General features: G+C 69.6%; 23 protein-coding genes and 1 pseudogene. 14 read left to right on the top strand and 10 right to left on the bottom strand.

The window, feature by feature from the left end; genetic code table 11:
• Window positions 1-43: 43 nt before the first annotated feature.
• Window positions 44-811, top strand: coding sequence for an ROK family protein (locus tag KEC56_RS08515; RefSeq protein WP_227530722.1), 768 nt, complete (start codon window positions 44-46; stop codon window positions 809-811).
• Here the strand turns inward: KEC56_RS08515 and KEC56_RS08510 are convergent.
• The 6 genes from KEC56_RS08510 to KEC56_RS08485 are packed head-to-tail and all read right to left on the bottom strand — an operon-like array spanning window position 805 to window position 7,318.
• On the bottom strand, window positions 805-1,608 hold the full coding sequence (locus tag KEC56_RS08510; RefSeq protein ID WP_227530592.1) for an HpcH/HpaI aldolase family protein: 804 nt from the start codon (window positions 1,606-1,608) through the stop codon (window positions 805-807). The genes KEC56_RS08515 and KEC56_RS08510 overlap by 7 nt on opposite strands.
• Window positions 1,593-2,381 (bottom strand): 2-keto-4-pentenoate hydratase, encoded by a 789-nt coding sequence (locus KEC56_RS08505; RefSeq protein ID WP_227530591.1) that lies wholly within the window; start codon window positions 2,379-2,381, stop codon window positions 1,593-1,595. The genes KEC56_RS08510 and KEC56_RS08505 overlap by 16 nt, the downstream gene beginning before the upstream one ends.
• On the bottom strand, window positions 2,378-3,544 hold the full coding sequence (gene hpaD, locus KEC56_RS08500; protein ID WP_227530590.1) for a 3,4-dihydroxyphenylacetate 2,3-dioxygenase: 1,167 nt from the start codon (window positions 3,542-3,544) through the stop codon (window positions 2,378-2,380). The genes KEC56_RS08505 and hpaD overlap by 4 nt, the downstream gene beginning before the upstream one ends.
• A gap of 10 nt (window positions 3,545-3,554) precedes the next feature.
• Complete coding sequence (hpaE, locus tag KEC56_RS08495; RefSeq protein ID WP_227530589.1) at window positions 3,555-5,051, bottom strand: 5-carboxymethyl-2-hydroxymuconate semialdehyde dehydrogenase; 1,497 nt, start codon at window positions 5,049-5,051, stop codon at window positions 3,555-3,557.
• A 12-nt stretch (window positions 5,052-5,063) separates the two neighbouring features.
• Entirely contained in the window at window positions 5,064-5,753 is a 690-nt protein-coding gene (locus KEC56_RS08490) for a GntR family transcriptional regulator (RefSeq protein ID WP_227530588.1), read from the bottom strand.
• A complete protein-coding gene (locus KEC56_RS08485; RefSeq protein WP_372456258.1) occupies window positions 5,750-7,318 on the bottom strand; it encodes a fumarylacetoacetate hydrolase family protein in 1,569 nt (522 codons plus the stop codon). The genes KEC56_RS08490 and KEC56_RS08485 overlap by 4 nt, the downstream gene beginning before the upstream one ends.
• Before the next feature lie 137 nt (window positions 7,319-7,455).
• On the opposite strand from KEC56_RS08485, the gene KEC56_RS08480 reads away from it, so the two are divergent.
• The 9 genes from KEC56_RS08480 to KEC56_RS08440 all read left to right on the top strand — a co-directional run bounded on the left by KEC56_RS08480 (window position 7,456) and on the right by KEC56_RS08440 (window position 16,567).
• The gene (locus KEC56_RS08480) at window positions 7,456-8,829 is read left to right on the top strand and encodes an MFS transporter (RefSeq protein ID WP_227530586.1); all 1,374 of its coding nucleotides are present in this window, start codon (window positions 7,456-7,458) and stop codon (window positions 8,827-8,829) included.
• A gap of 64 nt (window positions 8,830-8,893) precedes the next feature.
• Window positions 8,894-10,744 carry an FAD-dependent monooxygenase gene (locus KEC56_RS08475; protein ID WP_227530585.1) on the top strand — a complete coding sequence of 617 codons (1,851 nt, stop codon included), beginning with the start codon at window positions 8,894-8,896 and terminating at the stop codon, window positions 10,742-10,744.
• Window positions 10,745-10,812: 68 nt separating this feature from the next.
• Entirely contained in the window at window positions 10,813-11,784 is a 972-nt protein-coding gene (locus tag KEC56_RS08470) for an ABC transporter ATP-binding protein (protein ID WP_227530584.1), read from the top strand.
• A gap of 5 nt (window positions 11,785-11,789) precedes the next feature.
• Window positions 11,790-12,551 carry an ABC transporter permease gene (locus KEC56_RS08465; RefSeq protein WP_227530583.1) on the top strand — a complete coding sequence of 254 codons (762 nt, stop codon included), beginning with the start codon at window positions 11,790-11,792 and terminating at the stop codon, window positions 12,549-12,551.
• 10 nt (window positions 12,552-12,561) lie between these two features.
• Window positions 12,562-13,734 carry a sensor histidine kinase gene (locus KEC56_RS08460; RefSeq protein ID WP_227530582.1) on the top strand — a complete coding sequence of 391 codons (1,173 nt, stop codon included), beginning with the start codon at window positions 12,562-12,564 and terminating at the stop codon, window positions 13,732-13,734.
• A complete protein-coding gene (locus KEC56_RS08455) occupies window positions 13,731-14,351 on the top strand; it encodes a response regulator transcription factor (protein ID WP_227530581.1) in 621 nt (206 codons plus the stop codon). Before KEC56_RS08460 ends, KEC56_RS08455 begins: the two co-directional genes overlap by 4 nt.
• 83 nt (window positions 14,352-14,434) lie before the next feature.
• Window positions 14,435-14,815: a VOC family protein gene (locus tag KEC56_RS08450; RefSeq protein ID WP_175985759.1), complete on the top strand. Its 381-nt coding sequence runs from the start codon at window positions 14,435-14,437 to the stop codon at window positions 14,813-14,815.
• 100 nt (window positions 14,816-14,915) lie between these two features.
• Complete coding sequence (locus KEC56_RS08445; protein ID WP_227530580.1) at window positions 14,916-15,152, top strand: hypothetical protein; 237 nt, start codon at window positions 14,916-14,918, stop codon at window positions 15,150-15,152.
• Entirely contained in the window at window positions 15,110-16,567 is a 1,458-nt protein-coding gene (locus KEC56_RS08440) for a cation:proton antiporter (RefSeq protein ID WP_227530721.1), read from the top strand. The genes KEC56_RS08445 and KEC56_RS08440 overlap by 43 nt, the downstream gene beginning before the upstream one ends.
• A gap of 9 nt (window positions 16,568-16,576) precedes the next feature.
• Here KEC56_RS08440 and KEC56_RS08435 read toward each other — a convergent pair whose 3' ends face one another.
• Together KEC56_RS08435 and KEC56_RS08430 are read right to left on the bottom strand one after the other, a co-directional pair.
• Complete coding sequence (locus KEC56_RS08435) at window positions 16,577-17,425, bottom strand: PhzF family phenazine biosynthesis protein (RefSeq protein ID WP_227530579.1); 849 nt, start codon at window positions 17,423-17,425, stop codon at window positions 16,577-16,579.
• 39 nt (window positions 17,426-17,464) lie between these two features.
• Entirely contained in the window at window positions 17,465-19,234 is a 1,770-nt protein-coding gene (locus tag KEC56_RS08430) for a thiamine pyrophosphate-binding protein (protein WP_227530578.1), read from the bottom strand.
• 148 nt (window positions 19,235-19,382) lie between these two features.
• Here KEC56_RS08430 and KEC56_RS08425 point away from each other — a divergent pair.
• From KEC56_RS08425 to murQ, 3 genes and pseudogenes are all read left to right on the top strand, one after another.
• Window positions 19,383-19,751, top strand: a pseudogene (locus tag KEC56_RS08425) (phosphoribosyltransferase); the annotation flags it as partial.
• Between the two features lie 176 nt (window positions 19,752-19,927).
• Window positions 19,928-20,815, top strand: coding sequence for an N-acetylglucosamine kinase (locus KEC56_RS08420; RefSeq protein ID WP_227530577.1), 888 nt, complete (start codon window positions 19,928-19,930; stop codon window positions 20,813-20,815).
• Window positions 20,805-21,749, top strand: coding sequence for an N-acetylmuramic acid 6-phosphate etherase (murQ, locus tag KEC56_RS08415; RefSeq protein WP_227530576.1), 945 nt, complete (start codon window positions 20,805-20,807; stop codon window positions 21,747-21,749). Before KEC56_RS08420 ends, murQ begins: the two co-directional genes overlap by 11 nt.
• Before the next feature lie 13 nt (window positions 21,750-21,762).
• Here murQ and KEC56_RS08410 read toward each other — a convergent pair whose 3' ends face one another.
• Complete coding sequence (locus KEC56_RS08410) at window positions 21,763-22,413, bottom strand: HAD-IA family hydrolase (protein WP_227530575.1); 651 nt, start codon at window positions 22,411-22,413, stop codon at window positions 21,763-21,765.
• 127 nt (window positions 22,414-22,540) lie between these two features.
• Between KEC56_RS08410 and KEC56_RS08405 the strand changes: the two genes are divergently transcribed.
• Complete coding sequence (locus KEC56_RS08405) at window positions 22,541-23,989, top strand: glyceraldehyde-3-phosphate dehydrogenase (protein ID WP_227530574.1); 1,449 nt, start codon at window positions 22,541-22,543, stop codon at window positions 23,987-23,989.
• Between the two features lie 15 nt (window positions 23,990-24,004).
• Here KEC56_RS08405 and KEC56_RS08400 read toward each other — a convergent pair whose 3' ends face one another.
• Window positions 24,005-24,373 (bottom strand): DsbA family protein, encoded by a 369-nt coding sequence (locus tag KEC56_RS08400; protein ID WP_227530573.1) that lies wholly within the window; start codon window positions 24,371-24,373, stop codon window positions 24,005-24,007.
• Window positions 24,374-24,375 lie beyond the last annotated feature (2 nt).

Below are 24,375 nucleotides of genomic sequence, written 5' to 3'. Positions count from 1 at the left end.
TCGAGCTCGCCCGCGTGCCGACGGCTGCCGATGCCGTGCCGCCATCGCGGATCTCGTCACGCGCTGGCAGAGCGAGGAGCTCAGCGGCTGCCGCATCGTCGGCCTCGGCGTCGCCGTTCCGGGGCTCGTGCGGGCGTCCGACGGACTCGTGCGCCTCGCACCGCACCTCGGCTGGCGCGACGAGGACATCGCGACGCCGCTCGCGGAAGCCCTCGGGCTGCCGGTGGCCGTCGACAACGACGCATCTCTCGGCGCCAGGGCAGAGCACCTGTTCGGCGCCGCGCGCGAGCACGCCGACGTCGTCTACCTCAACGGCGGCGCGAGCGGTATCGGCGGCGGACTGATCCTGGACGGCACCCTGATCCGCGGAGCCGGGGGCTACGCGGGGGAGTGGGGCCAGACGAGGCCGGCGATCGCGAACGAATCGCACCGCCGCACGCCCGACAGGGTGCTCGAAGACGAGGTGAGCCGCGCCCGGCTCCTCGCCGCGGCTCGACTGGTCGCGAGCGACGACGCCGCGCTCACCGCGGCGCTCGCCGCCGATTCGGGCCCGACCGCAGACGAAGAGGTGGCCAGGCAGCGCGGCGTGCTTGCGGCCACGGTCGGCAATGCCGTCAACGTGCTAAACCCCGGTGTCATCGTGCTCGGTGGGTTCCTGGGCATCCTGCGCGACCGCGACCCGGAGGGCTTCGACGCCGATGTGCGTGAGCGGTCTCTCGCGGTCGCCGCCGAGGATGTGCGGGTCGCCTCGGCGGCGCTCGGCCAGGACCGCCTGCTCATCGGCGCGGCCTTGCAGGCTCGAGGTCAGTAGCCGGCGCGCGCGGCCCGGTCGGCGTCCGGGATCCAGACGGCGGCGAGCTTCTCGGTCGCGCGTGCGAGGATCGACACGTCCGCGGCGACGAGCGCGAAGGATGCTCCGGCGTCGATGTATCGGCGAGCGATGGCCGGATTGAAGGCGTTCACGCCGACCGGCTTTCCCGCCGTTCGCACCTCGGCAATCGTGTGCTCCACGGCGGCGACGACTTCGGGATGCTCCTGCTGACCGAGCAGCCCCATGGACGCTGCCAGATCGCTCGGGCCGATGAAGACGGCATCCACGCCCTCGACCTCGGCGATGGCGCGGGCGCTCTGCACCGCGGCATCCGTCTCGATCTGCACCGTCACCGAGGTGAGCTCATGCGCCCGCGGGAGATAGTCGTCGATGCGGTTCCATCGGCCCGCGCGCGCGAGCGCGCTGCCGACCCCGCGGATGCCGCGCGGCGGGTAGCGGGTTGCGGCGACGGCGGCTGCGGCATCCTCTGCGGAGTTCACCATCGGCACGAGCAGGTTCTGCGCGCCGGTGTCGAGCACCTGCTTGATCCACACCGGATCCGCCGACGGCACGCGCACGACCGGGGTGATCGGGTGCGGGGCGACGGCCTGCAGGAGCGACACGATCTCGCTCAGTCCCACAGGGCTGTGCTCGCCGTCGATGAGGGTCCAGTCCAGGCCGGAACCTGCGACGATCTCGGCGGCGATCGGGCTGCCCGAGCAGATCCACGCGCCCACGAGCGGCCTGTCGGTCGAAGCCAGCCGGTCACGGAACGACGGCTCTACACGAAACGGCATTCGATCACTCCCATCTCGCGGTAGTCGCAGCGCACTTCATCACCCTTGCGCACCCACATCGGCCTCGTGAACGATCCTGCCAGGATGATCTCGCCGGCCTCGAGCCGCGCGCCGTGCCGGTGGAACGTGTTCGCAAGCCACGCGACACCGGTGGCGGGGTGCCCGAGGACTCCTGCCGCGACGCCGGTCTCCTCGATCTCGCCGTTGCGCGAGAGGACCCCGGGAACCCAGCGCAGGTCGATCTCGTCCACTCGCTTGCGCACGTCGCCGAGCACCATCGCACCGTACGCGGCGTTGTCGCTGATCGTGTCGACGATCGTGCGGCCCTCGAGCTGGATGTGCGAGTTGAGCACCTCGAGCGCCGGCACGGCGTAATCGATCGCGGCCAGCGCATCATCGAGCGTGCAGTCGGGGCCTTCGAGCGGCGTCTTCAGGACGAACGCGAGCTCGACCTCGATCCGGACGTTCGAGAAGTCGTCGAACCGGAGCTCGGAGCCCGAGGCGTACACGGTGTCGTCGAACATGACGCCGTAGTCCGGCTCGGTGATGCCCGTCGCCTGCTGCATCGCCTTCGAGGTCAGCCCGATCTTGCGTCCGACCAGGCGGCGTCCGGCAGCGATCTGCGAATCGCGCCATATGCCCTGAATGGCATAGGAGTCCTCGATCGTCGCATCCGGGTATCGCGCCGTGATGCGCTCGATCACGCCGTGCGTCCGGTCGGCCTCGTCGAGCTCGCCCGCGATCTGCTCGTGCTGCTGCGGCGTGAGCGTCACAACTGGTGTCCCAGCTTGTACTCGCCCTGCTTCCACTCCGGCATCGACCCCTCGCCTTCGTCGGGGCGGGTGTACGAGAAGCCGTCGGCGCCGATCGTCACGGCCATCTCGCTGTTGTCCGTTCGGGCGACCACGGGCTGCGGATTGCCGTCGAGGTCGAGCACGAGCGAGCCGTCGGTGTACCAGGACGGCACGACGGGGTTTCCCCACCAGTCGCGGCGCTGGTTGTCGTGGACGTCCCAGGTGACGACCGGGTTGTCGGGGTCGCCGGTGTAGTAGTCCTGCGTGTAGATCTCGACGCGGTGGCCGTCGGGGTCGCGCAGGTACAGGTAGAACGCGTTCGAGACGCCGTGGCGGCCGGGGCCGCGCTCGATGGCGTCCGAGCGGCGGAGCGCGCCGAGCTTGTCGCAGATGGCGAGGATGTTGTGCTTCTCGTGCGTCGCGAAGCAGACGTGATGCATCCGCGGACCGTCGCCGCCGGTCATCGCGGTGTCGTGCACCGTGGGCTTGCGGCGCATCCACGCGGCGTAGACAGTGCCCTCTTCGTCCTGGATGTCCTCGGTGACGCGGAAGCCGAGATCCTGCATGTACTTCACGGCGCGCGGCACGTCCGGGGTGATCTGGTTGAAGTGGTCCAGGCGCACGAGCTCGCCGGGGATGTGCAGGTCGTAACGCCACGACATGCGCTCCTGATGGTCACTCTGGTGGAAGAACTCGTAGGGGAAGCCCAGCGGATCGATGACGCGCACCGAGTCGCCGACGCCCTTGACGAAGCCGGACGGGTTGCGGCGGACGTCGCAGCCGAGTTCGGTGAAGAACGCCACGGCCTTGTCGAGGTCCGCAGGTTCGCGGACGCGGTACGAGAACGCGGCCACCGCGGCGACGGGTCCCTTGCGCAGCACGAGGTTGTGGTGGATGAACTCCTCCGTCGAGCGCAGATAGATCGCCTCGTCGTCCTCGCTGGTCACGTACAGGCCGAGGATGTCGACGTAGAACTGGCGGGATGCCGCGAGGTCGGTGACCACGACCTCCATGTACGCGCAGCGGAGGATGTCGGGCGGCGAGGCCTGCGGGGTCGCGACCGGGTTGTCGGTCTCGATCGGGGCCTCCTGGCTCACGTAGTAGCCGGAGGAGGTCAGGGTCATGTCCTTGCGGTTCGTCATGTCAGCGTCCTCACTGCTTGCCGAAAACAGGGTTGTGGACCTCGCCGAGGTTGATGTGCACGGCCTGCTGGTCGGTGTAGAAATCGATCGAGCGGTATCCGCCCTCGTGACCGAGACCGGACGCCTTCACGCCGCCGAACGGGGTGCGCAGGTCGCGCACATTGTTCGAGTTCAGCCACACCATGCCCGCCTCGACGTTGCCTGCGAAGTTGTGCGCGCGCTTCAGATCGTTGGTCCAGATGTAGGCGGCGAGGCCGTACTTCGTGTTGTTCGCGAGGGCCAGGGCCTCCTCGTCGGAGGAGAACGGGGTGATCGCGACGACCGGGCCGAAGATCTCCTCCTGGAAGATCCGCGCGTCGGGCATGACGTCGGCGAAGACGGTCGGGGCCACGTAGTTGCCCGTCTCGAAGCCCTCAGGGCGTCCGCCGCCGGCGACGAGGCGACCCTCGGTCTTGCCGATCTCGACGTACGACATGACCTTCTCGTAGTGCTCGGGATGCACGAGCGCGCCGACCTCGGTGGTCGGGTCGCTGGGCAGCCCAACCTTGACGCGCTTCGCCTGGGCGGCGTACTTCTCGACGAACTCGTCGTAGATCGACTGCTCGACGAGGATGCGCGACCCCGCGGTGCAGCGCTCGCCGTTGAGGGAGAACACACCGAAGATGGTCGCGTTGACCGCGGCATCCAGGTCGGCGTCGGCGAAGACGACGGCCGGCGACTTGCCGCCGAGCTCCATCGACAGGCCCTTCAGATACGGCGCGGCGCCTGCGAAGATGATCTGCCCGGTGCGGCTCTCGCCGGTGAACGAGATCAGCGGAACGTCCGGATGCTTCACGAGCGCGTCACCGGCGTCCTCGCCGAGGCCGTTCACGAGGTTGAACACGCCCTGCGGGAGCCCTGCCTCTTCGAAGATGCCGGCCCACAGGGATGCCGACAGCGGCGTGAACTCGGCGGGCTTGAGCACCACCGTGTTGCCGGTTGCGAGTGCGGGGCCGAGCTTCCAGGACTCGAGCATGAACGGCGTGTTCCACGGCGTGATGAGGCCGGCGACGCCGATCGGCTTGCGGTTGACGTAGTTGATCTGGCGGCCGGGCACCTTGAACGTGTCATCGGCCTGCGCGACGATCAGGTCGGCGAAGAAGCGGAAGTTCTCGGCCGCGCGGCGCGCCTGGCCGAGCGCCTGCGTGATCGGGAGGCCCGAGTCGAACGACTCGAGCTCGGCGAGGCGCTCGTCGCGCGATTCGACGATGTCTGCGATCCTGTGCAGGACGCGCGAGCGCTCGCGGGGGAGCATCTTCGGCCACGGCCCCTCGTCGAAGGCCCGCTTGGCGGCGGCGACGGCGAGGTCGATGTCGGCCTTCTTGCCGGCGGCGGCGGTGGTGTAGTTCTCGTTCGTCACCGGGTCGAGCACGTCGAACGTGTCGCCGTCTTGCGAGTCGACGAAGGCGCCGTCGATGTAGTGCTGGATGTGGTCGGGCAGATCTTCGGGGATGCGGTTGTCGCTCATGGTTCCTCCGGTTCAGTGGACGTGCGTGCCGACGGCGGCGTCTGGCGTTTCGGCATCGTTCGCGCGGGTCAGGTAGGCGTCGAGGGTGGACGCGTGGTGGAGTCTGGCCGCGCGCTCGATCTCGATCACGGGGGCGCTGTTCTCGATCAGGGCGACGATCTGCTCGTGCTCGCGGACGGACTCCTGGGCGCGGCCCGGTACGAAGCTGAAGGTCGAGTCGCGCAGCCTGTTCAGGCGCTGCATCTCGACGGTGACCAGCTCGTGCAGGCGCGGGTTCGGGCACGGGGCGATGAGCGCGGCGTGGAACTGCTGGTTGAGCTGCGTGAACGCCGACGGGTTGAAGTGATCGAGAGTCTCGATCATCCGCTCATTGATCGCCCTGGCGTGCTGCAGGTCGTCCGTGGTGAGGTGGCGTGCCGAAAGGGCGGTCGCGCTGCCCTCGAGGATACTGAGCGCCTCCATGCTGTGCCGGTACTGGCTGTCGTCGACCATGGCGACCCGAGCGCCGACGTTGTGCTCGAACTGGACGAGCCCCTCGGCCTCGAGCTGGCGGATCGCCTCGCGGACGGGCACGACGCTCATGTCGAGCTCACCGGCGATGCTGCCGAGAACGAGGCGGTAGCCGGGCGTGAACGTCTGGCTGGCGATCCGGCCCTTGATCCAGTGATACGCCTGCTGGGACTTGCTGAGTGCCTTGGTCATGATTGCGCTGGTTCCTGTGCTTCGACAGGCTCAGCAACCGTCTGGGCTTCGTACTTCGCGCGCCACTCGGTGTTCATGGGGAACAGGCCGTCGACCGGATGCCCGGCGGCGACCTGCTCGGCGATCCAGGCGTCCTCGTCCTCCTGCGCGAGGGCCGCGTCGGCGACCTCTTCGGCCAGAGCCGGCGGGATCACGATGACGCCGTCGCCGTCTCCCACGATGATGTCGCCGGGCTGCACGGCAGTCCCGCCGCACGCGATCGTCTCATCGACGGCCCACGGCACGTGCTTGCGGCCGAGCACCGAGGGGTGCGCCCCCCGCGAGAACACCGGCAGGCCGATGCGGGCGACCTCATCGAAGTCGCGCACGCCGCCGTCCGTGACGACGCCCGCCGCGCCGCGTGCAGTGGCGCGCAGCGCGAGGATGTCGCCGAGAGTGCCGGTCGTGTCATCCCCGCGCGCCTCGATCACGATGACTTCGCCCTCGCCGACCGCGTCGAACAGGCGCTTCTGCGCATTGAACCCGCCGCCGTGGGTCTTGAAGAGGTCTTCACGGAACGGGATGAAGCGCAGCGTGCGCGCCGTTCCGACGATCTTCGTTCCAGGCAGGTTCGCGCTCACGCCGTCGATGAAGCAGTGGTGGTGCCCGCGCTGGCGCAACTGTGCGGAGAGTCCGGCCGTCGGCGCCTTCTCGAGCTTGGCGCGCAGTTCGGGGGAGAGGGAGCGCGCAGAGCCGCTCTCCGAGCCCGAGGAGCCGCTCCCTGAGCCCGTCGAAGGGTCGGCGGGTGTCGTTCCGGACCCTTCGACAGGCTCAGGGGCCGGAACGCCCCAGGCTTCACTGCGTTGCAGGTCGTCGACCGCGGGCAGCGAGCCCAGGGTTTCATCGAACGGCACATCGCCCTGGGTGACGGTGGTCACAAGACGTCCCGACGTCGGCGCACCCGGTGCGTCCGGAGCATCGACCTCGACCTCGACGACATCACCCGGCACGATCACCGAGGAGCCCGCCGGGGTGCCGGTCAGGATGACATCGCCGGTCTCGAGCGTGAAGTGCTGCGAGAGATCGGCGACGAACTGCGCGAGCGGGAAGATGAGGCCTTCGGAGGTGTCGTCCTGGCGCAGTTCGCCGTTGACCCAGGTGCGCACGCGGATGCCGTGCGGGTCGATCGTGCGCGCATCGATCAGGTCGGGCCCGAGCGGCGTGTAGCCGTCGCCGCCCTTGGAGCGGACGTTCGAGCCCTTGTCGTTCGCGCGCAGGTCGTAGAGGCCGAGGTCGTTCGCCGCGGTGACGTGAGCGACGTGCGCCCAGGCGTCTTCGAGCGCGACGTGACGGGCGGGCTCGCCGATGACGAGCGCGATCTCGCCCTCGAAGGCGAGGAGCTCGGTGCCGGCTGGGCGTTCGATCGTCCCGCCGGATGCCGCGACGGAGCTGGCGACCTTGAAGAAGTAGGAGGGGTGCGCGGGGCGCCGTCCGCGCTGATCGGCGCGGGATGCGTAACTGAGGTGGATCGCGATGATCTTCCCCGGACGAGCGATCGGGCCGGGCTGTGCGATCTGGTCCGTCACCGTGAGCGCCTCCTTGCGTCGTGAGCATCGCTCTTGTGCGATGTATTTGAAATCGTATATCATCCTGTCAGCGGGTGGCAAGCATCGGTTCGACACCGCCGCGCCGCCCGGACAATGACGTCATACAAGGAGTTTCAATGACTGAGAATCCCGGCTTCACGCCGACCGGCACCATCGCGAGCCTCGCGGATCGGCGGCGCGTGGTCTTCGCCACGGTCGTGGGAACCACTGTCGAGTGGTACGACTTCTTCATCTACGCGACGGCCGTCGGGCTCGTCTTCGGCGAGCTGTTCTTCAAGCCGCTCGGCGCCGACAGCATCCTCATCGGTTTCGCCACGGTCGGTATCAGCTTCCTGTTCCGCCCGCTCGGGGCATTCCTCGCCGGCCACTTCGGCGACAAGCTGGGGCGCAAGCGCGTTCTCATGTGGACGCTCATCCTCATGGGTGTGGCGACCGCGCTCATCGGTGTGCTCCCCACCTACGACGCGATCGGCATGGCCGCACCGGTCCTGCTCGTCTTGCTGCGCATCCTCCAGGGCCTGTCCGCCGGCGGCGAGTGGGGCGGCGCTGTGCTGATGGCCGTCGAGCATGCGCCGAAGCGCAAGCGCGGCGCGTTCGGCGCGTCGCCGCAGATCGGCGTTCCGCTGGGCCTGCTGCTCGCATCGGGCGTCATGGCGATCATGACCGCGATCGCACCGGGGGAGCAGTTCATCGCGTGGGGCTGGCGCGTCCCGTTCCTGCTCAGCGTCGTGCTGATCCTCGTCGGCTACTACGTGCGCCGCAACGTCGAGGAGAGCCCGGTGTTCGCCGAACTCGCCGAGCGCAAGGAGGAGGCGAAGATGCCGGTCGTGCAGCTGTTCCGCAAGCACCTGCTGCTCGTGATCATCGCTGCGCTCGTGTTCGCCGGCAACAACGCCGTCGGCTACATGACCACCGGCGGGTACATCCAGAACTACTCCACCGACCCCGAAGGCCCTCTCGCGCTCGACCGCGGTCCGGTGCTCTGGGCCGTCGCGGGGTCCGCCGTGACCTGGCTGCTGTCGACCCTGCTCGCCGGATTCGTCTCCGACCGGATCGGCCGCCGTACGACGTACATCATCGGATGGATCCTGCAGCTCGGCGGCGTGTTCGCCCTGTTCCCGCTCGTGAACACGGGGAACATCGGTCTGCTGTTCGCGGGACTCGCGATCCTCACGATCGGTCTCGGGTTCACCTACGGACCCCAGGCGGCGCTGTACACGGAACTCTTCCCGGCCAGCATCCGCTTCTCGGGCGTCTCGATCTCGTACGCGATCGGCGCGATCGCGGGCGGTGCATTCGCGCCGACCATCGCGACCGCCCTCGTGAAGGCCACAGGCACCACGATGTCGGTCACCTGGTACCTCGCCGGCATGACGGTCATCGGCCTGATCGCGACGCTCCTGCTCCGCGACCGCAGTGGCATCCCGCTGGGCCCTGACCACGAGGAGGAGCAGGCCGCCAGCCCGATCCACGGTCTCGCCAGGGCCTGAATCATCTCGGGGGCGGATGCCGCGGCACCCGCCCCCGTCAATGACGCACGAAGAAGGAGTTCCGATGCAGTTCCATCACCACGGCTACGTCTCGCAGGACCCGCGCATCGTCGCGGCGGCGGGCACGGGGATCGATCGCCCCGCTGATCTGCCGGACGAGATGGACGTGCTCATCGTGGGCTCGGGTCCCGCCGGCATGCTGCTGGCCGCCCAGATGTCGCAGTACCCGTCCGTGACTACGCGGATCATCGAGAAGCGCGAGGGGCGGCTCGTGCTCGGGCAGGCCGACGGCATCCAGCCGCGCAGCGTCGAGACCTTCCAGGCGTTCGGATTCGCCGAGCGGATCGTCGCCGAGGCGTACAACATCGGGTGGATGAACTTCTGGGGCCCCGACCCCGAGAACCCGGGCAGCATCGTCCGCACCTCGCGCACGGAGGACTACGGGTACAAGATCAGCGAGTTCCCGCACCTCATCGTCAACCAGGCGCGCGTACTCGACTACTTCGCCGAGGCTGCAGCGCACGGCCCTGGGCGCATCGTGCCCGACTACGGCGTCGAGTTCGCGGGTCTCACCGTGCACGACGAGGGCGAGTACCCCGTGGAGGTACTGGTGCGCACGGCGACCGGCGAGCGCACCGTGCGCGCCAAGTACGTCGTCGGCTGCGACGGCGCGCGCAGCGGCGTGCGCGAGGCGATCGGCCGCAAGCACGTCGGTGCATTCTCCGCGCACGCCTGGGGCGTGTTGGACGTGCTGGTGAACACCGACTTCCCCGACTGGCGCACCAAATGCGCGATCAACGCCGAGGCGGGGAACATCCTGCACATCCCGCGTGAGGGCGGCTATCTCAGCCGGGTCTACGTCGACCTCGGCGAGGTCGCCGCCGACGACAACCACCGGGTGCGACAGACCCCGATCGAGAAGATCATCGAGAAGGCCAACGAGATCCTGCATCCCTACGCGCTGGACGTGAAGGAGATCGCCTGGCACAGCGTGTACGAGGTGGGCCACCGCGTCACTGACGGGTTCGACGACGCTCCGGATGCCGAGGGGTCGCCGCGGGTGTTCCTCACCGGCGATGCTTGCCACACGCACAGCGCCAAGGCCGGTCAGGGCATGAACGTCTCGATGCAGGACGGCTTCAATCTGGGCTGGAAGCTCGGCTCCGTGCTCAGCGGGCGCTCGCCGGAGAGCCTGCTGGCGACGTACTCCGCCGAGCGTCAGCCCGTGGCGCAGCAGCTGATCGACTTCGACCGCGAGTGGTCATCGCTCATGGCGCGCAAGCCCGAGGAGATCTCCGACCCGCAGGATCTCGCCACCTACTACCTGGCGACGGCCGAGTTCCCGTCGGGATTCATGACCCAGTACGCGCCGTCGGCGATCACAGGAGACGCTGCGCATCAGGCGCTTGCCGCCGGGTTCCCGATCGGCAAGCGCTTCAAGTCGTCCGAGGTCGTCCGCGTCTGCGACGGCAACGTCGTCCACCTCGGGCACCACGCCAAGGCCGACGGGCGCTGGCGCGTCTACGCGTTCGCCGATTCCGGGGGAGTGCGGGTGCGGGAGTGGGCGGCGGCGGTCTCGCCGATGATCGCGAGGGTGACGCCGGCGGATGCCGATGCGGATGCCGTCATCGACGCGAAGGTCATCTATCAGGAGCCGTTCGACGATCTGGAGCAGTTGTCCGCCCCGGAGCTGTTCCTGCCCCGCACCGGCCCGCTCGGGCTCATGGACTGGGAGAAGGTGTACAGCGCGGCACCCAACGCGTGGAGTCGCAGCGACATCTTCGACGAGCGCGAGGTCTCGCGCGCAGGCGCCGTCGTGGTCGTCCGCCCCGACCAGTACGTCGCCGCCGTGCTGCCGCTGGACGGTGTCGCCGCACTCGAGTCGTTCCTGGACGGGGTGTTCCTGCCCGCGTGACACGTGTCATGCGGATGCCGTGACAGCGCCCTCCTGATCGTGCTCGCCCGCGCGACCAGGCTGGATGCATGAGCACAACAGCGCACACGCAGTCACGCACGACGCAGGCGGCCGCAGCCCGGAAGGACGCCGGCCAGGACGACGCCGTCGCCATCTCGGGCGTGCGGCGCTCCTTCGGCATCGGCGAACGGGCGGTCAAGGCCGTCGACGGCATCGATCTCAGCATCCGGCGCGGAGAGGTCGTCGCCCTGCTCGGGCCCAACGGGGCCGGCAAGACGACCACGCTCGACATGCTGCTCGGGCTCACCGATCCCACTGACGGCACGATCACGGTCTACGGGCAGCGGCCGGTGAGGGCTGCGCGCTCCGGCGTGATCGCCGGTGTTCTGCAGACGGGCGGACTGCTGTCGGATCTCACCGTCCGCGAGACGGTCGAGGTGATCGCGTCTCTGCACGGCCGCGAGTCCCTCGCCAGGGTCTCCGAGATCCTCGAGCGCACGGAACTCGCGCGGATCGCCCGTCGGCGCATCGTCAAGTGCTCCGGCGGAGAGCAGCAGCGGGTGAAGTTCGCCCTCGCGCTCGTCTCGGATCCGGACATCCTCGTCCTCGACGAGCCGACCGCCGGCATGGACGTCACCGCCCGCCGCCATTTCTGGGATGTCATGCGCGCCGATGCGGATGCCGGGCGCACGATCATCTTCGCCACGCACTACCTCGAGGAGGCCGAGCAGTTCGCCCGGCGCACCGTCGTCATGCATCGCGGACGCATCGTCGCCGACGCCGCCACGGCGCAGCTGCGCGCCAACCTCGGCGGGCGCACGCTCGCCGCAGACCTTCCCGCCGTCGGGGCGGAGGAACTGGTCCGCGGGCTCGAGCAGACCGACGGCATCAGCGACGTGCGCGTCGACGCTCAGCGGGTGACGCTGCGGGCGCTCGACTCGGATGCCGCGGCATTCGCTCTTCTGAACGCCGGCGCCCATGACCTGGAGATCGCCGCCCCCACCCTCGAAACCGCCTTCACGGCTCTCACGGAGGACTGAACATCATGACTATGTCGATCTCACCCACGATGCTGCGCGTCGAGGCGATCCGCCAGATCCGCAACCCCTACACGCTCGCATTCACCCTGGGGATGCCGGTGGCGATGTATCTGCTCTTCGGGGCGAGCATGGGCTACGGCTCGATGCCGGCCGGAAACGGCAACGTCAAGTTCTACGTGATGGTCTCGATGGCCGCCTACGGAACCGCCGTCGCGATGAGCTCGCTCACCTCGCTCGCCGCCACCGAGGCCAAGCAGGGCTGGGGACGCCAGCTCGGGATGACGCCGCTGAGCACCACGGGATACGCGACGATCAAGCTGCTCACCGCCGTCGCGTTCGCAGCGCTGGCCGTCCTGCTCGTGTTCGCGGCGGGCATCCTCACGGGAGCCGAGGCGACGGATGCCTGGCGCTGGTGGGCTGCTGCCGGCATCATCCTCGGCGTCGGGCTCATGTTCGGTCTCTACGGTCTCGGTGTCGGACTGTTCTTCAACTCCGACACGGCAGCGGCGCTGGCATCCATCTCGATGACGTTCTTCGCGTTCTTCGGGAACGTCTTCATTCCGCTCGACGGCGTCATGCTCGACATCGCCCGGTTCACGCCCCTGTACGGCTTCGTGGCGCTGAGCCGCTGGCCGCTCACGGAGGGAACCCTCACCACAGGGCAGACCGATCCGCTCTGGGGGGTCGTGCTGAACGTCGTGGTGTGGCTCGTGATCTTCGCGGTGCTCGTCGCGGCGGGCGTCAAGCGCTCGCGGTCGCGCCGCTAGGGTCGACTGCATGGCGGAAGACGTGACCCGCGACGCGGTGTCGGCCTCAGAGGCCGGCGCCGCGCCGGCGGCATGGGCGGCGTCCGGCGCCAGGCGGCCCCGGCAGGGTTCCGGGTCGCCGTGGGAGCGCTACGGCTGGCTGATGGCCGTGATCTGGCTCGTGTTCCTCGTGTACCCGCTCATCGAGCTCGCCCGCTCCGAGGCAGCGCAGGTATGGATCGTCACGGGCTGGGCGGCGTTCGCGACGTTCGTCGTCGTCTACGTAGCTGGCTTCATCAACGGTATGAGCTTCGGCGGCGGAGGGCTCGTCGACCCGCCCAGGCCCATCCAGTGGATCGCCTTCGGCGGAATGATCGCGTGCGCCGCGCTGACGATCCCCAGCATCGGCGGATACGCCGTCGGCTTCCTGCCGTTCATCATGTCGTTCGCCTCGTACGGTCTGAACCGGCTCGCGCACTGGGTCACGGCGGCCGCGAGCGTCACCATCACGGCGATACTCGTCTTCCTGACGCCGAACGGCCTGTCGTACGTGTCGATCCTCGCGATCATCGTGCTGCTGGGCGTCGTGAACACGGTCTCGACGAGTCTCATCATCCGCTCGGCCGAGGCCGAGCGGCTGGGGCTCGAGCTCGCCACGAGCGAGGGACGCGAGGCCGTCGCGCGGGATGTGCACGATCTCGTCGGGCACTCGCTCACGGTCGTGAAGATCAAGGCGCAGCTCGTGCGCCGACTCATGGACACCGACCCGGAACGCGCGAAGGCCGAGCTGGCCGATATCGAATTCCTCACGGCGGAGGCGATCGCGGGCGTCAGGGCGACCGTCGCTGGCGTGCGCAGCGCGACGCTCTCGGATCAGCTGCAGTCCTGCCGCGAGGCTCTGGCCGCCGCCGACATCGCCCTGCACGTCGAGGGGGATGCCGCGGCTCTGTCGCCCGCGCAGTCGCTCACGGCGAGCTGGATCCTGCGCGAAGCGACCACGAACGTGCTGCGGCATTCCGGGGCGCGGACCGTGACGGTGCGGATCGCGCCGGGGACATTGGCCGTGATCGACGACGGCCGGGGGATCGGCGGGGCGGAGGGCAACGGGGTGCGCGGGATGCGGGAGCGGGCGACAACGGGAGGCGCGACCCTGGCCGTCAGCGCGCCGGAGAGCGGCGGCACGCGGGTGGAGGCGACGTGGTGACGTCGTCCGATCCGATCAGACTCGTCATCGTCGACGATCAGGCGATGCTCCGCGGAGCCCTCGCCGCTCTCCTCGAACTCGAAGCCGACCTCACCGTCGTCGGCGTCGCAGGTGACGGTGACGAGGCCGTGCGCGTCGCGTCCGACGCAGCGCCGGACGTCTGCCTCATGGACATCCAGATGCCCGGCATGGACGGGATCGCGGCGACGCAGGCCGTGCGGGCCGCGAGCCCTGCGACCCGGGTGCTCATCGTGACGACGTTCGCCAGACCCGGCTACCTGCGTTCGGCGCTGGATGCCGGTGCGAGCGGCTTCGTCGTGAAGGATGCGCCGGCCGAGCAGCTCGCCGACGCCGTTCGACGGGTGCACGTGGGGCTCCGGGTGGTCGATCCCGCGCTCGCCGAAGCCAGCCTGTTCGACGGCGCCAACCCGCTGAGCGAGCGCGAGCGCCAGGTGCTGCGGCTCGCGGCCGACGGGCGGTCCGCCGCGGCGATCGCGGCGGAGGTGTTCCTGTCGGCGGGAACCGTGCGCAACAACCTGTCGGCGGCGATCGGCAAGGTCGGGGCGGCGAACAGGGCGCAGGCGGTGCGCATCGCGCAGGACAAGGGCTGGATCTAGACGTCCGTGCCCTGTGCGATGTCCGACCCCGCGCGTAGCGTTGGCCGCGGTCGGGCGCCGATGCTCGCCAGGAGGAGTGAGTGATGGACTGGAAGATCGAACTCATCCACGTGCCGGTCAGCGACGTCGACCGGTCGAAAGACTTCTACGTGAAGATCGGGTTCAACGCCGATCACGATCAGGTCGTCCACGAGGGCCTGCGGTTCGTGCAGATGACGCCGCCGGGTTCGGCTTGCTCGATCGCGTTCGGCGAGGGCCTGGGGCTCGACCTCGAGCCGGGTCAGCAGAACACGATCCAGGTCGTCGTGCCCGATGCCGATGCCGCGCTGGCCCAGTTGCGTGACGCCGGCGTCGAGGCGAACGGGGTCGACGAGCAGGCATGGGGCCGCTTCGTGACCTTCGACGACCCCGACGGCAACACGTGGACTCTGCAGGAGCTGCCGGACTACAGCGCGCAGGGGTGAACCTCTTCCGTGCGCGCACCGACGGGAATACCGTTTGCCTGACGGGCGCTGTGCTTCTTCGCACGTCGCGCCCACTCGTGACGGCGGATGGGGTGCGCGCATGGAGGGTCTTGAGGTCACGGTCCTGCTCGGACTGACGATCCTGGTCGGAACGCTGCTGGCGCCGCGGGTGCGCCTCGCGCTGCCCCTGGTGCTGGTCGTGTTCGGTCTGCTGCTCGGTTTCGTCCCGGCGCTGCGCGAGGTTCAGCTGCCGCCCGAGACCGTCCTGCTGCTGTTCCTGCCGGTCATGCTGTTCTGGGAGAGCCTGACGACGTCGCTCCGTGGGAGATCGCTCTGATTCTCGGCGCCGCGGTCGCGCCACCTGATGCCACCGCGGTCGCGGCCCTGGGTCGGCTTCTGCCGCGGCGCAGTTTCATGAAGCTCAAGGCCGAGAGCCTGACCAACGACGGCACGGCTCTCGTGCTGTACGCGATCGCCGTCTCGCTCGCCGTCGGCGGGCAGATCACCCCGCTCTCGGTGACCTGGAGCGTGATCGTCTCGTACCTCGGCGGCATCGCCGTCGGCGTCGCGGTCGCCTCTCTCGCCTGGCTGCTGCTGCGGACCCCGCGGGCGACCATCGTCATCAACGTGACGCTGCTGCTCGTTCCGTTCACGGCGTTCATGGTCGCCGAGATGATCCACGCCTCCGGCGTGCTCGCCGTGGTCGTCGCAGGGCTCATCGTCGCGTACATCAATCCGGCGATCAGCACCGCCGCATCCCGCCGTCAGGCCGAGACGGTGTGGCCGTTCGGAGTGTTCCTCCTCAACGGCGCGCTGTTCGTGCTCATCGGGATCGAGGTGCAATGGGTCGTGCACCAGACCTCGCTGCGCGAGATCGGCTGGCTCGTGCTCGCGACACTCGCCGTGTGGCTCGTGCTGCTCGCGGTGCGGTTCGCGTTCCAGCTGCTGGCGATGCCGTTCCAGCGCGTCGGAGAGAGTGCGCGGCCTCCGCGCGGACTGCGCACGCGCATGCAGATCGTGACGACGGTCGCAGGCATGCGCGGCGCTGTGTCGCTCGCGATCGCGCTGTCCGGGCCGCTGGCCGCGCCCGACGGTGCGCCGCTGGACGGCCGCGACGACATCATCTTCGTCACCGCAGGGGTCATCCTGCTGAGCCTGCTGGTGCAGGGCCCGCTGCTGCCGGCGGTCGTCCGGTGGGCGCGGTTTCCGGTCGACCACGGCGAGGACGAGGAGTTCGAACTCGCCGAGCGCGCGATCTCGGGCGCCGCCATGACCGCCCTCGATGCCCTCGCCGCCGAGAACGGCATCAGCGACGAGATCCGTGACCGCGTGAGGCGCGAGGGGTATGAGCGCCTCGAGCTCGCGAACGCACGGGCGATGGCGAGGGAGCGCGCGCTCATCGACGCCGAGGTCGGGGCGATGGAGGACATGCTCGACGCGCCCGATCCGCTCGCCGACGAATCCGTCGAGTTCGGAGACGCGTCGATGGACGTGCAGGCCTCGGCGATCGGCGTGCGGGGCACGACGCTGCAGATGGTCGCGACCTCCACTGACGTCGATCTCGAGCAACGGTCGCCGATCATCCGTCATGAGGAGTTCGCCCGCCTCAAGCTCGCGGTTCTCGATCACAAGCGCGAGGTGCTCTTCGGCCTGCGCCGCTCCGGTGCCGTGGACGACATGATCGTCCGCCGAATCTCGGCGAACCTCGACCTCGAGCAGGTCCGCGTGCAGGGGCTCGAACTGATCGAGTGACAGGGCTGGTCAGCGGATCCGCGTCGCGCCGCCGGTGACCTCGATGCCGCCCGAGTCGGGGATCGTGACGACGAGCGCGCTCGGCCTGCCGACATGACGACCCTGCTCGATGCGGATCGTCCGCTCCAGGTAGCCGTGCTCGCGCAGGTACGCTCCGGTGGATGCCGCAGCAGAACCCGTCGCCGGGTCCTCGGTGATCCGGCCGACCGGGAAGAGATTGCGGGCCTCGAAGACCCCGGGGCGGAGCTCGTGCAGCACCGTCACCGTGCCCAGCCAGCCCAGTTCGCGCATGATCGCCGCGACATCGGCGGGAAGGAAACGGAACTGGTGGAACAGGTCGCGTTCGGCGATGACCACGATGGGATGCCAGTTGCCCGCGTACGCCTCGCGGACGGGAAAGCGGGGATCGAGGTCGGCGCCGGTGAGTCCGAGAAGCGCCAGGAGGCCATCCCGCACCTCGTCGTCGATGTCGCGCACCTCGGGATCCACGCTGGTGAAGGACACCGTCACGGTTCCGGTCTCGTCGGTCGCCGACCGCAGTTCGACCCGCCCGCCCAGCGTCTCGAACGCGACGTGCCCCGGGCCGTCTCGCTCGGCCAGAGCGACCGCCGTCGCCACGGTGGCGTGGCCGCAGAACGGGACTTCGGCGGCGGGTGACCAGAACCGAACGCGATAGGTCGGCTCATCGGCATCCTGGCCGACGACGAACGCGGTCTCCGAGTACCCGACCTCGGCGGCGATCCGCTGCATCGCAGCGTCGTCCAGGCGCGACGCGTCCAGCACGACCCCGGCCGGATTGCCGCCCTCCGCAGTCGCCGCGAATGCGCTGTACCGCAGGACCTCGGGGTCTTCTGCCATGGCGAGGAGCCTATCTGTACCACGTGACGCCCAGCCCTCTCAGCTGTTCACCCGGATGATCTCCTGCTGATAGGGCGCGACGACGGCGGGGGAGACCCGCAGATCCAACAGCAGGAACGGACGCTCCTCGGCGGGCTGCGCAGACCACGTCGCCAGGCGGTCCAGGTCGGCAAGGGTCTCGACGACGACGCCCTCGGCACCGACGGCGGCGGCGAATGCCGCGAAGTCGACCTGGGGGATCAGCATCGGGTCCTCGGCGAGGCCCTTGAGCCCGTACAGGTGCACCTCGGCGCCGTAGGCGGCGTCGTTCCAGATCACGGCGCAGCCGCGTCCGCCGGCGGAGCGCACCGCCGACTCGAGGTCGGCGATGGCCATGAGACCGCCGCCGTCGCCGCTCGTGAGCACGATCGTCGATTCCGGACGGGCACGGGTCGCGCCGACCACGCTCGGCCAGCCCTGTCCGATCGCCTGGAAAGCTGTTCCGACCATCATCATCCGATCGGGGGATGCCACCGGCCAGTACATGTTGGCCCAGCCGATGAAGTGTCCGCCGTCCGAGACGACGACACGATCCGCCGGCAGCAGCTCGGCGATGCGGCGAGCAGCGGACCGCGGGTCGAGTCGGCCGTCCGGGGCGAGGTCGTCGCCGCGGTCATACGTGCGGGCGGCGGCGACATCGACGCTCTCCCGCCACGGCATCCGCCCCTGCTCATGCTTCTGCTCCGCGCCCAAGCCGGGCACAGCTTCGGATGCCGCGGGCGACTCGCCGTCGGCGCCGCCCGGATCCGCGGCGTGTTCAGCCTGGGATCCGAAGTTGTGCGCGGGGAGAGCGGGGGAGAGGCGCGCGACAAGGGCCTCGGCGACGAGGCGGGCGTCGCCGCGCACGAAGCCGCCGATGTGCGCGTGCGTCGCCGCCGGCGCGACATCGACCTGGAACACCCGTGTCCCGGGTGCGAAGAGGTCGCCGAAGCGCATCGTGAACTGATTGAGCGACGCGCCGAACACGACCGCGACATAGGCCTCGCGCACGAGCCGCATCGCGTCCTCGGCGCCGAAACCGCCCGTGACTCCCAGGTCGTATTCGGCAGCCGGGAACACGCCGCGGCCCAGAGCGGTGGATGCTGTGAGGGCACCGGTCGCGTCCGCCAGAGCGCCGAGGGGCTCACCCGCGCCCGCCAGCCACGCTCCGCGCCCGGCCAGCAGGAACGGACGCTCGGCGCCGCGCAGCGCCGCAGCGATCTCGTCGAGCATCCCGTCGGCGAACTCGCCCGCGGGGGCGAGCGCTGCGGGAACGCGCGGAGCCGGCGCATCCGGCACCGCGCCCGCCTCGAGCGACGCGACGTCGTAGGGGACCGCAAGCACCACGGGCACCCGATACGTGAGGGCGTGCTCGACCGCGATGATCGTGGTCGCCGCAGCATCCGCCCGACCGACCGTGTACGTGCGCGCGCCGACGGCGGACGCGAGCGCGATCTGATCGACGTCCCAGGGCCGCGGGCCCGACGTCGGCTCATCGCCGACGACGAGTACGAGCGGGATGCGGGCCTGCACGGACTCGGCCAGAGCCGTGAGCGTGTTCGTGAACCCGGCGCCGTAGGTCGCCGTGCCCGCTGCGATCCTGCCCGAGGCGCGGTAGTGCGCATCGGCGGCGACCACGGCGCCCTGCTCGTGGCGGACCGCCGTGAACTCGGCACCGGTGTCGCGCTCGAGAGCGTCGAGGAAGTAGGCGTTGCCGTTGCCCATGACGCCGAAGACGTGGTCGACGTGCTGAGCGAGGGTGAGGGCGACGTGGGCGGAGACGGAGGGCATGGTGGAGCCTTTCGAGACGGTATCGGGATGGATTCCGTATGTGTCTCGCGCGGCGCTTCGATGCGTCGCCTGCTTCGTGCCCTTTTTTCGAGCACCGGCTCGGCCGGACCCGTCGATTCTACTGCGGGGGAGGCGGAAGAATGGTCGCATGACGGCTGACGTGCGCGAGACCCTCACCTGGGACGGATTCGGATCGGCGACGCGGGATCTCGCCCGCAGCATCCTCGACAGCGGCTTCGAGCCGGAGGTGGTGGTCGCGATCGCCCGCGGCGGGCTGCTGCCGGCCGGAGCGATCGCCTACGGTCTCGGTGCGAAGAACTGCGGCGCGATCAACGTCGAGTTCTACACGGGGATCGGCACCGTGCTGGATGCTCCGGAGGTGCTGCCGCCCGAGCTCGACATGGCCTACCTCGACGGACGCCGCGTGCTGCTCGTCGATGACGTGGCCGATTCCGGGCGCACGCTCGCGCTCGCCGTGGAGCTCCTGGAGGCCAAGGGCGCCGAGGTGCGCTCGGTATGACGCGGTCGAGCTCATCGCGGCGATCCTCATCTTCAGCTGGATCATGCTGTTCCTGCGGGCCGCGGACGACGTGGCCGCCGACGCGGCACGAGCGCGCAGCCCAGCATTATGCATAGACTCTTTACAATTGCGCGTCGCTGATCGGCGCATCTCCCCGTCCTGAGAGCCGCCCCATGCCCATCACCGTCGCCGTGGATCTCGGCAAGACCCGTTGCCGGGTCGCGATCATGGATGCCGGCGCCCGGCGCGTTTTCACCGGACCGGGCGCCCCTGGGCTGGCAACGTCCGGCGGTGTCGATGCCGCACGGGCCGCGATCGAGCCACTCGCCGCGCAGGCGGGCCGGTTCGAGGTGCTCGCCGTCGGTGCGGCCGGCGCCTGGGCGGATCCGGATGCCGCGCACGACCTCGCGCGACGTCTCGCGGAGGCGACCGGGGCACAGGTGGCCGTCGCATCGGATGTCGTCACGGCTCACGCCGGTGCGCTGGACGGCGGGCAGGGCACGCTGCTCATCGCCGGCACAGGAGCTGCGGCGCTGGGCGTCGACGACGCCGGAACCCGGCTCATCGACGGATGGGGCCCCGACATCGGGGACCTCGGCGGGGGGTCGTGGATCGGCCGGGAGGGCGTGCGCGCCGCGCTGCGCGTCCGCGAGGGGCTCGGGGAGCCGACTGTGCTGTCCGACGCGATCGCCGCGCACATCGCTCCCGCTCCGGATGCCGTCGCCTGGCTCGCAGGCCTCCTCCCCGTCGCGCGGCAGCTCGCCGGGATCGCCCCGCTCGTCCTGGATGCCGCGCGCGACGGCGACCAGATCGCCGCACAGATCGCCGCGGAGGCGGTTCGTCTGCTCACGGCATCCGCCGTCGCGGCATCCGACCACCCCGGCGTCGTCGTGCACGGCGGGCTCACCGAGCATCTGTGGTTCCGCGCCGAGCTCGAGCGCTCCTTGACCGACGCCGGCCGCACACCGGTACCCGCCCGAGGGGACGCCCTCGATGGCGCTGCCCTGCTCGCGCTGCGCGCCGACACATCTCACGAAAGGTTCGTACACCGTGTCCGATGATCCTCGTTCCTCCGATCGCCTGTCCGCCCTCATCGGACAGCTCGCCCGGCTCGACACCGAGGCCGCGACCACGGAGCGCGGTGATCTCGACCTGCAGAGCACCGTCGAGCTCGTCCGGCTCATGAACGCCGAGGACCAGCGGGTGCCCGCGGCCGTCGCCGAGCGCGCGGCGGACATCGCTCGCGCCGTCGACGGGATCACCGAGTGTTTCCGCCGTGGCGGCCGGCTCATCTACATCGGCGCCGGGACGGCCGGGCGCATCGGCGTGCTCGACGCGAGCGAGTGCCCTCCCACGTTCGGCACGGACCCCTCGATGGTCATCGGGCTCATCGCGGGAGGGGAGAGAGCAGTGCGATCCGCCGTCGAGAACGCGGAGGACGACCGCGACGCCGCAGGCGTGTCGCTGTGCGAACTCGGGCTGACCGAGCGCGACACCGTCGTCGGCATCTCGGCATCCGGCCGGACCCCGTACGTGATCGGCGGACTCGAGTACGCCCGCGGCATCGGGGCGCTCACGGTGGCGATCGCGTCGAACAGCGACTCCGCCATCGGTGCGGTGGCGGAGATCCCCATCGAGATCGTCACGGGTCCGGAGTTCATCTCCGGGTCCACGAGGCTGAAGTCGGGCACGACCCAGAAGCTCGTCGTCAACATGCTGACGACGCTGTCGATGATCCGACTGGGCAAGACCTATCGCGGGGTGATGGTCGACCTCGTCGCCACGAACGAGAAGCTGCACGCACGATCGATCCGCACCGTCGCGGAACTGACCGGCGTCGGCGTCGATGAGGCGGATGCGGCGCTGCGGGCTGCGGACGGATCGGTCAAGCTCGCGCTGCTCATGACCATCACGGGCGCCGAGGCGTCCCGTGCGCGCGACGCGCTCGCCGCAGCGGACGGCATCCTGCGCGAGGCGATCGCGTCCCTGAGCTGAACAGGCAGGGCGCTCAGCCGATCCTGACCTCGAACCCGTCGGCCGCGGGCACGATCTCGACCCGCGTCAGGTCGTCGACGTGGTGCGCAGGGCCGAAGGACGGCGCGTGCGGGCCGACGCCGACGACCGTCATCCCGGCGTCGAGTCCGGCGCGGATGCCGGCGCCGGAGTCCTCGAACACGACGCAGTCCGCGGGCGCGATGCCGAGCAGGGATGCCGCGAGCAGGAACCCCTCCGGGTCGGGCTTGCTGTTCGTCACACGCTCCGCGGTGACCGCGAGTTCGGGGATGGCCAGCCCTGCGGCCCCCATGCGCGCGGTCATGAGGGCGACATTCGCTGAGGTGACGATGGCGTGGGGGAGGCCGTCCAGCGCGCGCAGCAGGTCGTCGGCGCCGCGGATCGCGACGACACCGTCGGTCTCGGCGCTCTCGCGTGCGAGCATCCGCTGATTCTCGATCAGGTTGATCTCGTGATCGCGCTCGGGCAGCAGGATCGCCATGCTCTGCCACCCCTGGCGGCCGTGCACGGTCCGCAGCACCGTCTCGCGGTCCAGGCCGTGCGGCTCCGCCCATTCCAGCCACAGATGCTCGACGACGGCCGTGGAGTCGACGAGCGTGCCGTCCATGTCGAGCAGGGCAGCGCGGGCAGTGAAGGTCGTCGCCATGCATCCAGGCTAGCCCCGGTGAGGGACGGCTCCGTCGCGGACTATTCTTGAAGCATCCCCCGATGTTCCACCCGGCAACCCGCGCGCCGGACGATCTTCGGTGCGCTCAGAACTTGCAAGGACGCAGATGAACGACTTCGCGGCACACCGTGATGACTGGTTGGTCAGAGAAGAGCTCGCAGAGCGGATGGTCCCGCTCATCGGCGCGCTCCGCCGCGATCATGAGGTGGTGACGTCGCTGCACGGGCACCGGCTGCTGGGGCTCTCGACGACGGGCATCATCGAGTTGCACGAGCGCGTCGCCCAGCTCGGCCACGAGGAGCTCGCTCTCGAAGACACCCTGGCCGTTCTCGAGGCTCTCCGCGATCTCGCGCCCGGCGCATCGTCGATCGACGTGGCGCGGCTCGTCGCCGGGCTCTCCGACACGGATGCTCCGCTCGACGAGTACCTGCGCGAGGCGCTCGCACCTGCCATGGGCGCCGAGCCCGCCGAGCCCACCGATGTCGTGCTCTACGGCTTCGGGCGCATCGGACGCCTGCTCGCCCGCATTCTCATCGCCCACAACAGCGGGGGCAGCGGACTGCGCCTGCGTGCCATCGTCGTCCGGCGCGGATCCGAGAACGACCTCGTCAAGCGTGCTTCGCTCCTCATGCGCGACTCGGTGCACGGCAGCTTCGCGGGGTCGGTCACCGTGGACGAGGACGCCGAGCAGATCATCGCCAACGGCACCCGCATCCAGGTCATCTACTCGAACGACCCGGCATCCGTCGACTACACCGCGTACGGCATCCGCGACGCCATCGTCGTCGACAACACCGGTCGCTGGCGCGACGAGGCGGGCCTGCGCCGTCACCTCGAGGCGAAGGGCGCGGCCCGTGTTCTGCTCACGGCCCCCGGCAAGGGGGCGCTGAAGAACATCGTCCACGGCATCAACGACGCCACGATCGAGGACTCCGACCGCATCGTGTCGGCGGCCTCGTGCACGACGAACGCGATCACGCCGGTGCTCAAGGCCATGGACGAGGCGTACGGCATCGTGCGCGGCCACGTCGAGACCGTGCACTCGTTCACGAACGACCAGAACCTGATCGACAACTTCCACTCCGGCGACCGGCGCGGCCGGTCGGCCGTGCTGAACATGGTCATCACCGAGACCGGAGCGGCCAAGGCCGTCGCCCGCGCACTGCCCGCGCTCGAAGGCAAGCTGACGGGTTCAGCGATCCGCGTGCCCACCCCCGACGTGTCGCTGGCCGTCCTGCACCTCACTCTCGAGAACCCGGCGACCAGGGATGAGCTCAACGACTACCTGCGCCGCGTCTCGCTGCACTCGAAGCTCCGTCAGCAGATCGACTACGTCGAGAGCCCCGAGGTCGTCTCGACGGACTTCGTCGGCTCGCACCGCGCCGGCATCGTCGACGGGCTCGCGACGATCGCGAACGACCGCGACGTCGTGCTGTACGTCTGGTACGACAACGAGTACGGCTACTCGTGCCAGGTGATCCGCGTGCTCGAGGTCATGGCAGGTTCGCACCCCGTCGTGCTGCCGCCCCGCCGCGAGGTGACGCTGCAGGGCTGAATCGGCAGTGCGGGGTCAGCCGCCCAGCCGGCTGAGGAGGTCGGCATCCACGTCGCCGGTGATCGCGACATACTCACCGTTCACGACGAGGGTGGGCGTTCCCGCGCCGCCGGTCTGCGGGTTCGTCGGCAGCTGCTGGGCCTGATCCACGGTGAACTGCCGGTGGGTGCCGTCGGCGATGCAGCCAGCGGCATCCGCTGCGCTCACGTCGTCGGCCGATGCGGCCAGCTCCGCATCGCAGAGCCCCTGGCCGCCCGGTCGCATCGCGAACAGCTCGGAGAAGAAGGCGAGGGCGGCGTCCGGGGCGGATTCGGCGACGCAGTAGAGGGCGCCGGCCGATCGCTCCGAGAACTCCGTGCCGGATGCCGCGTTCAGACTCGACAACG

The sequence above is a fragment of the Microbacterium tenebrionis genome (assembly GCF_020682665.1).
GTDB classification, from domain to species: Bacteria; Actinomycetota; Actinomycetes; order Actinomycetales; family Microbacteriaceae; genus Microbacterium; species Microbacterium tenebrionis.
The sequence above is the reverse complement of the archived record's forward strand: the minus strand, read 5'-3'. Positions and strand labels throughout refer to the sequence as shown.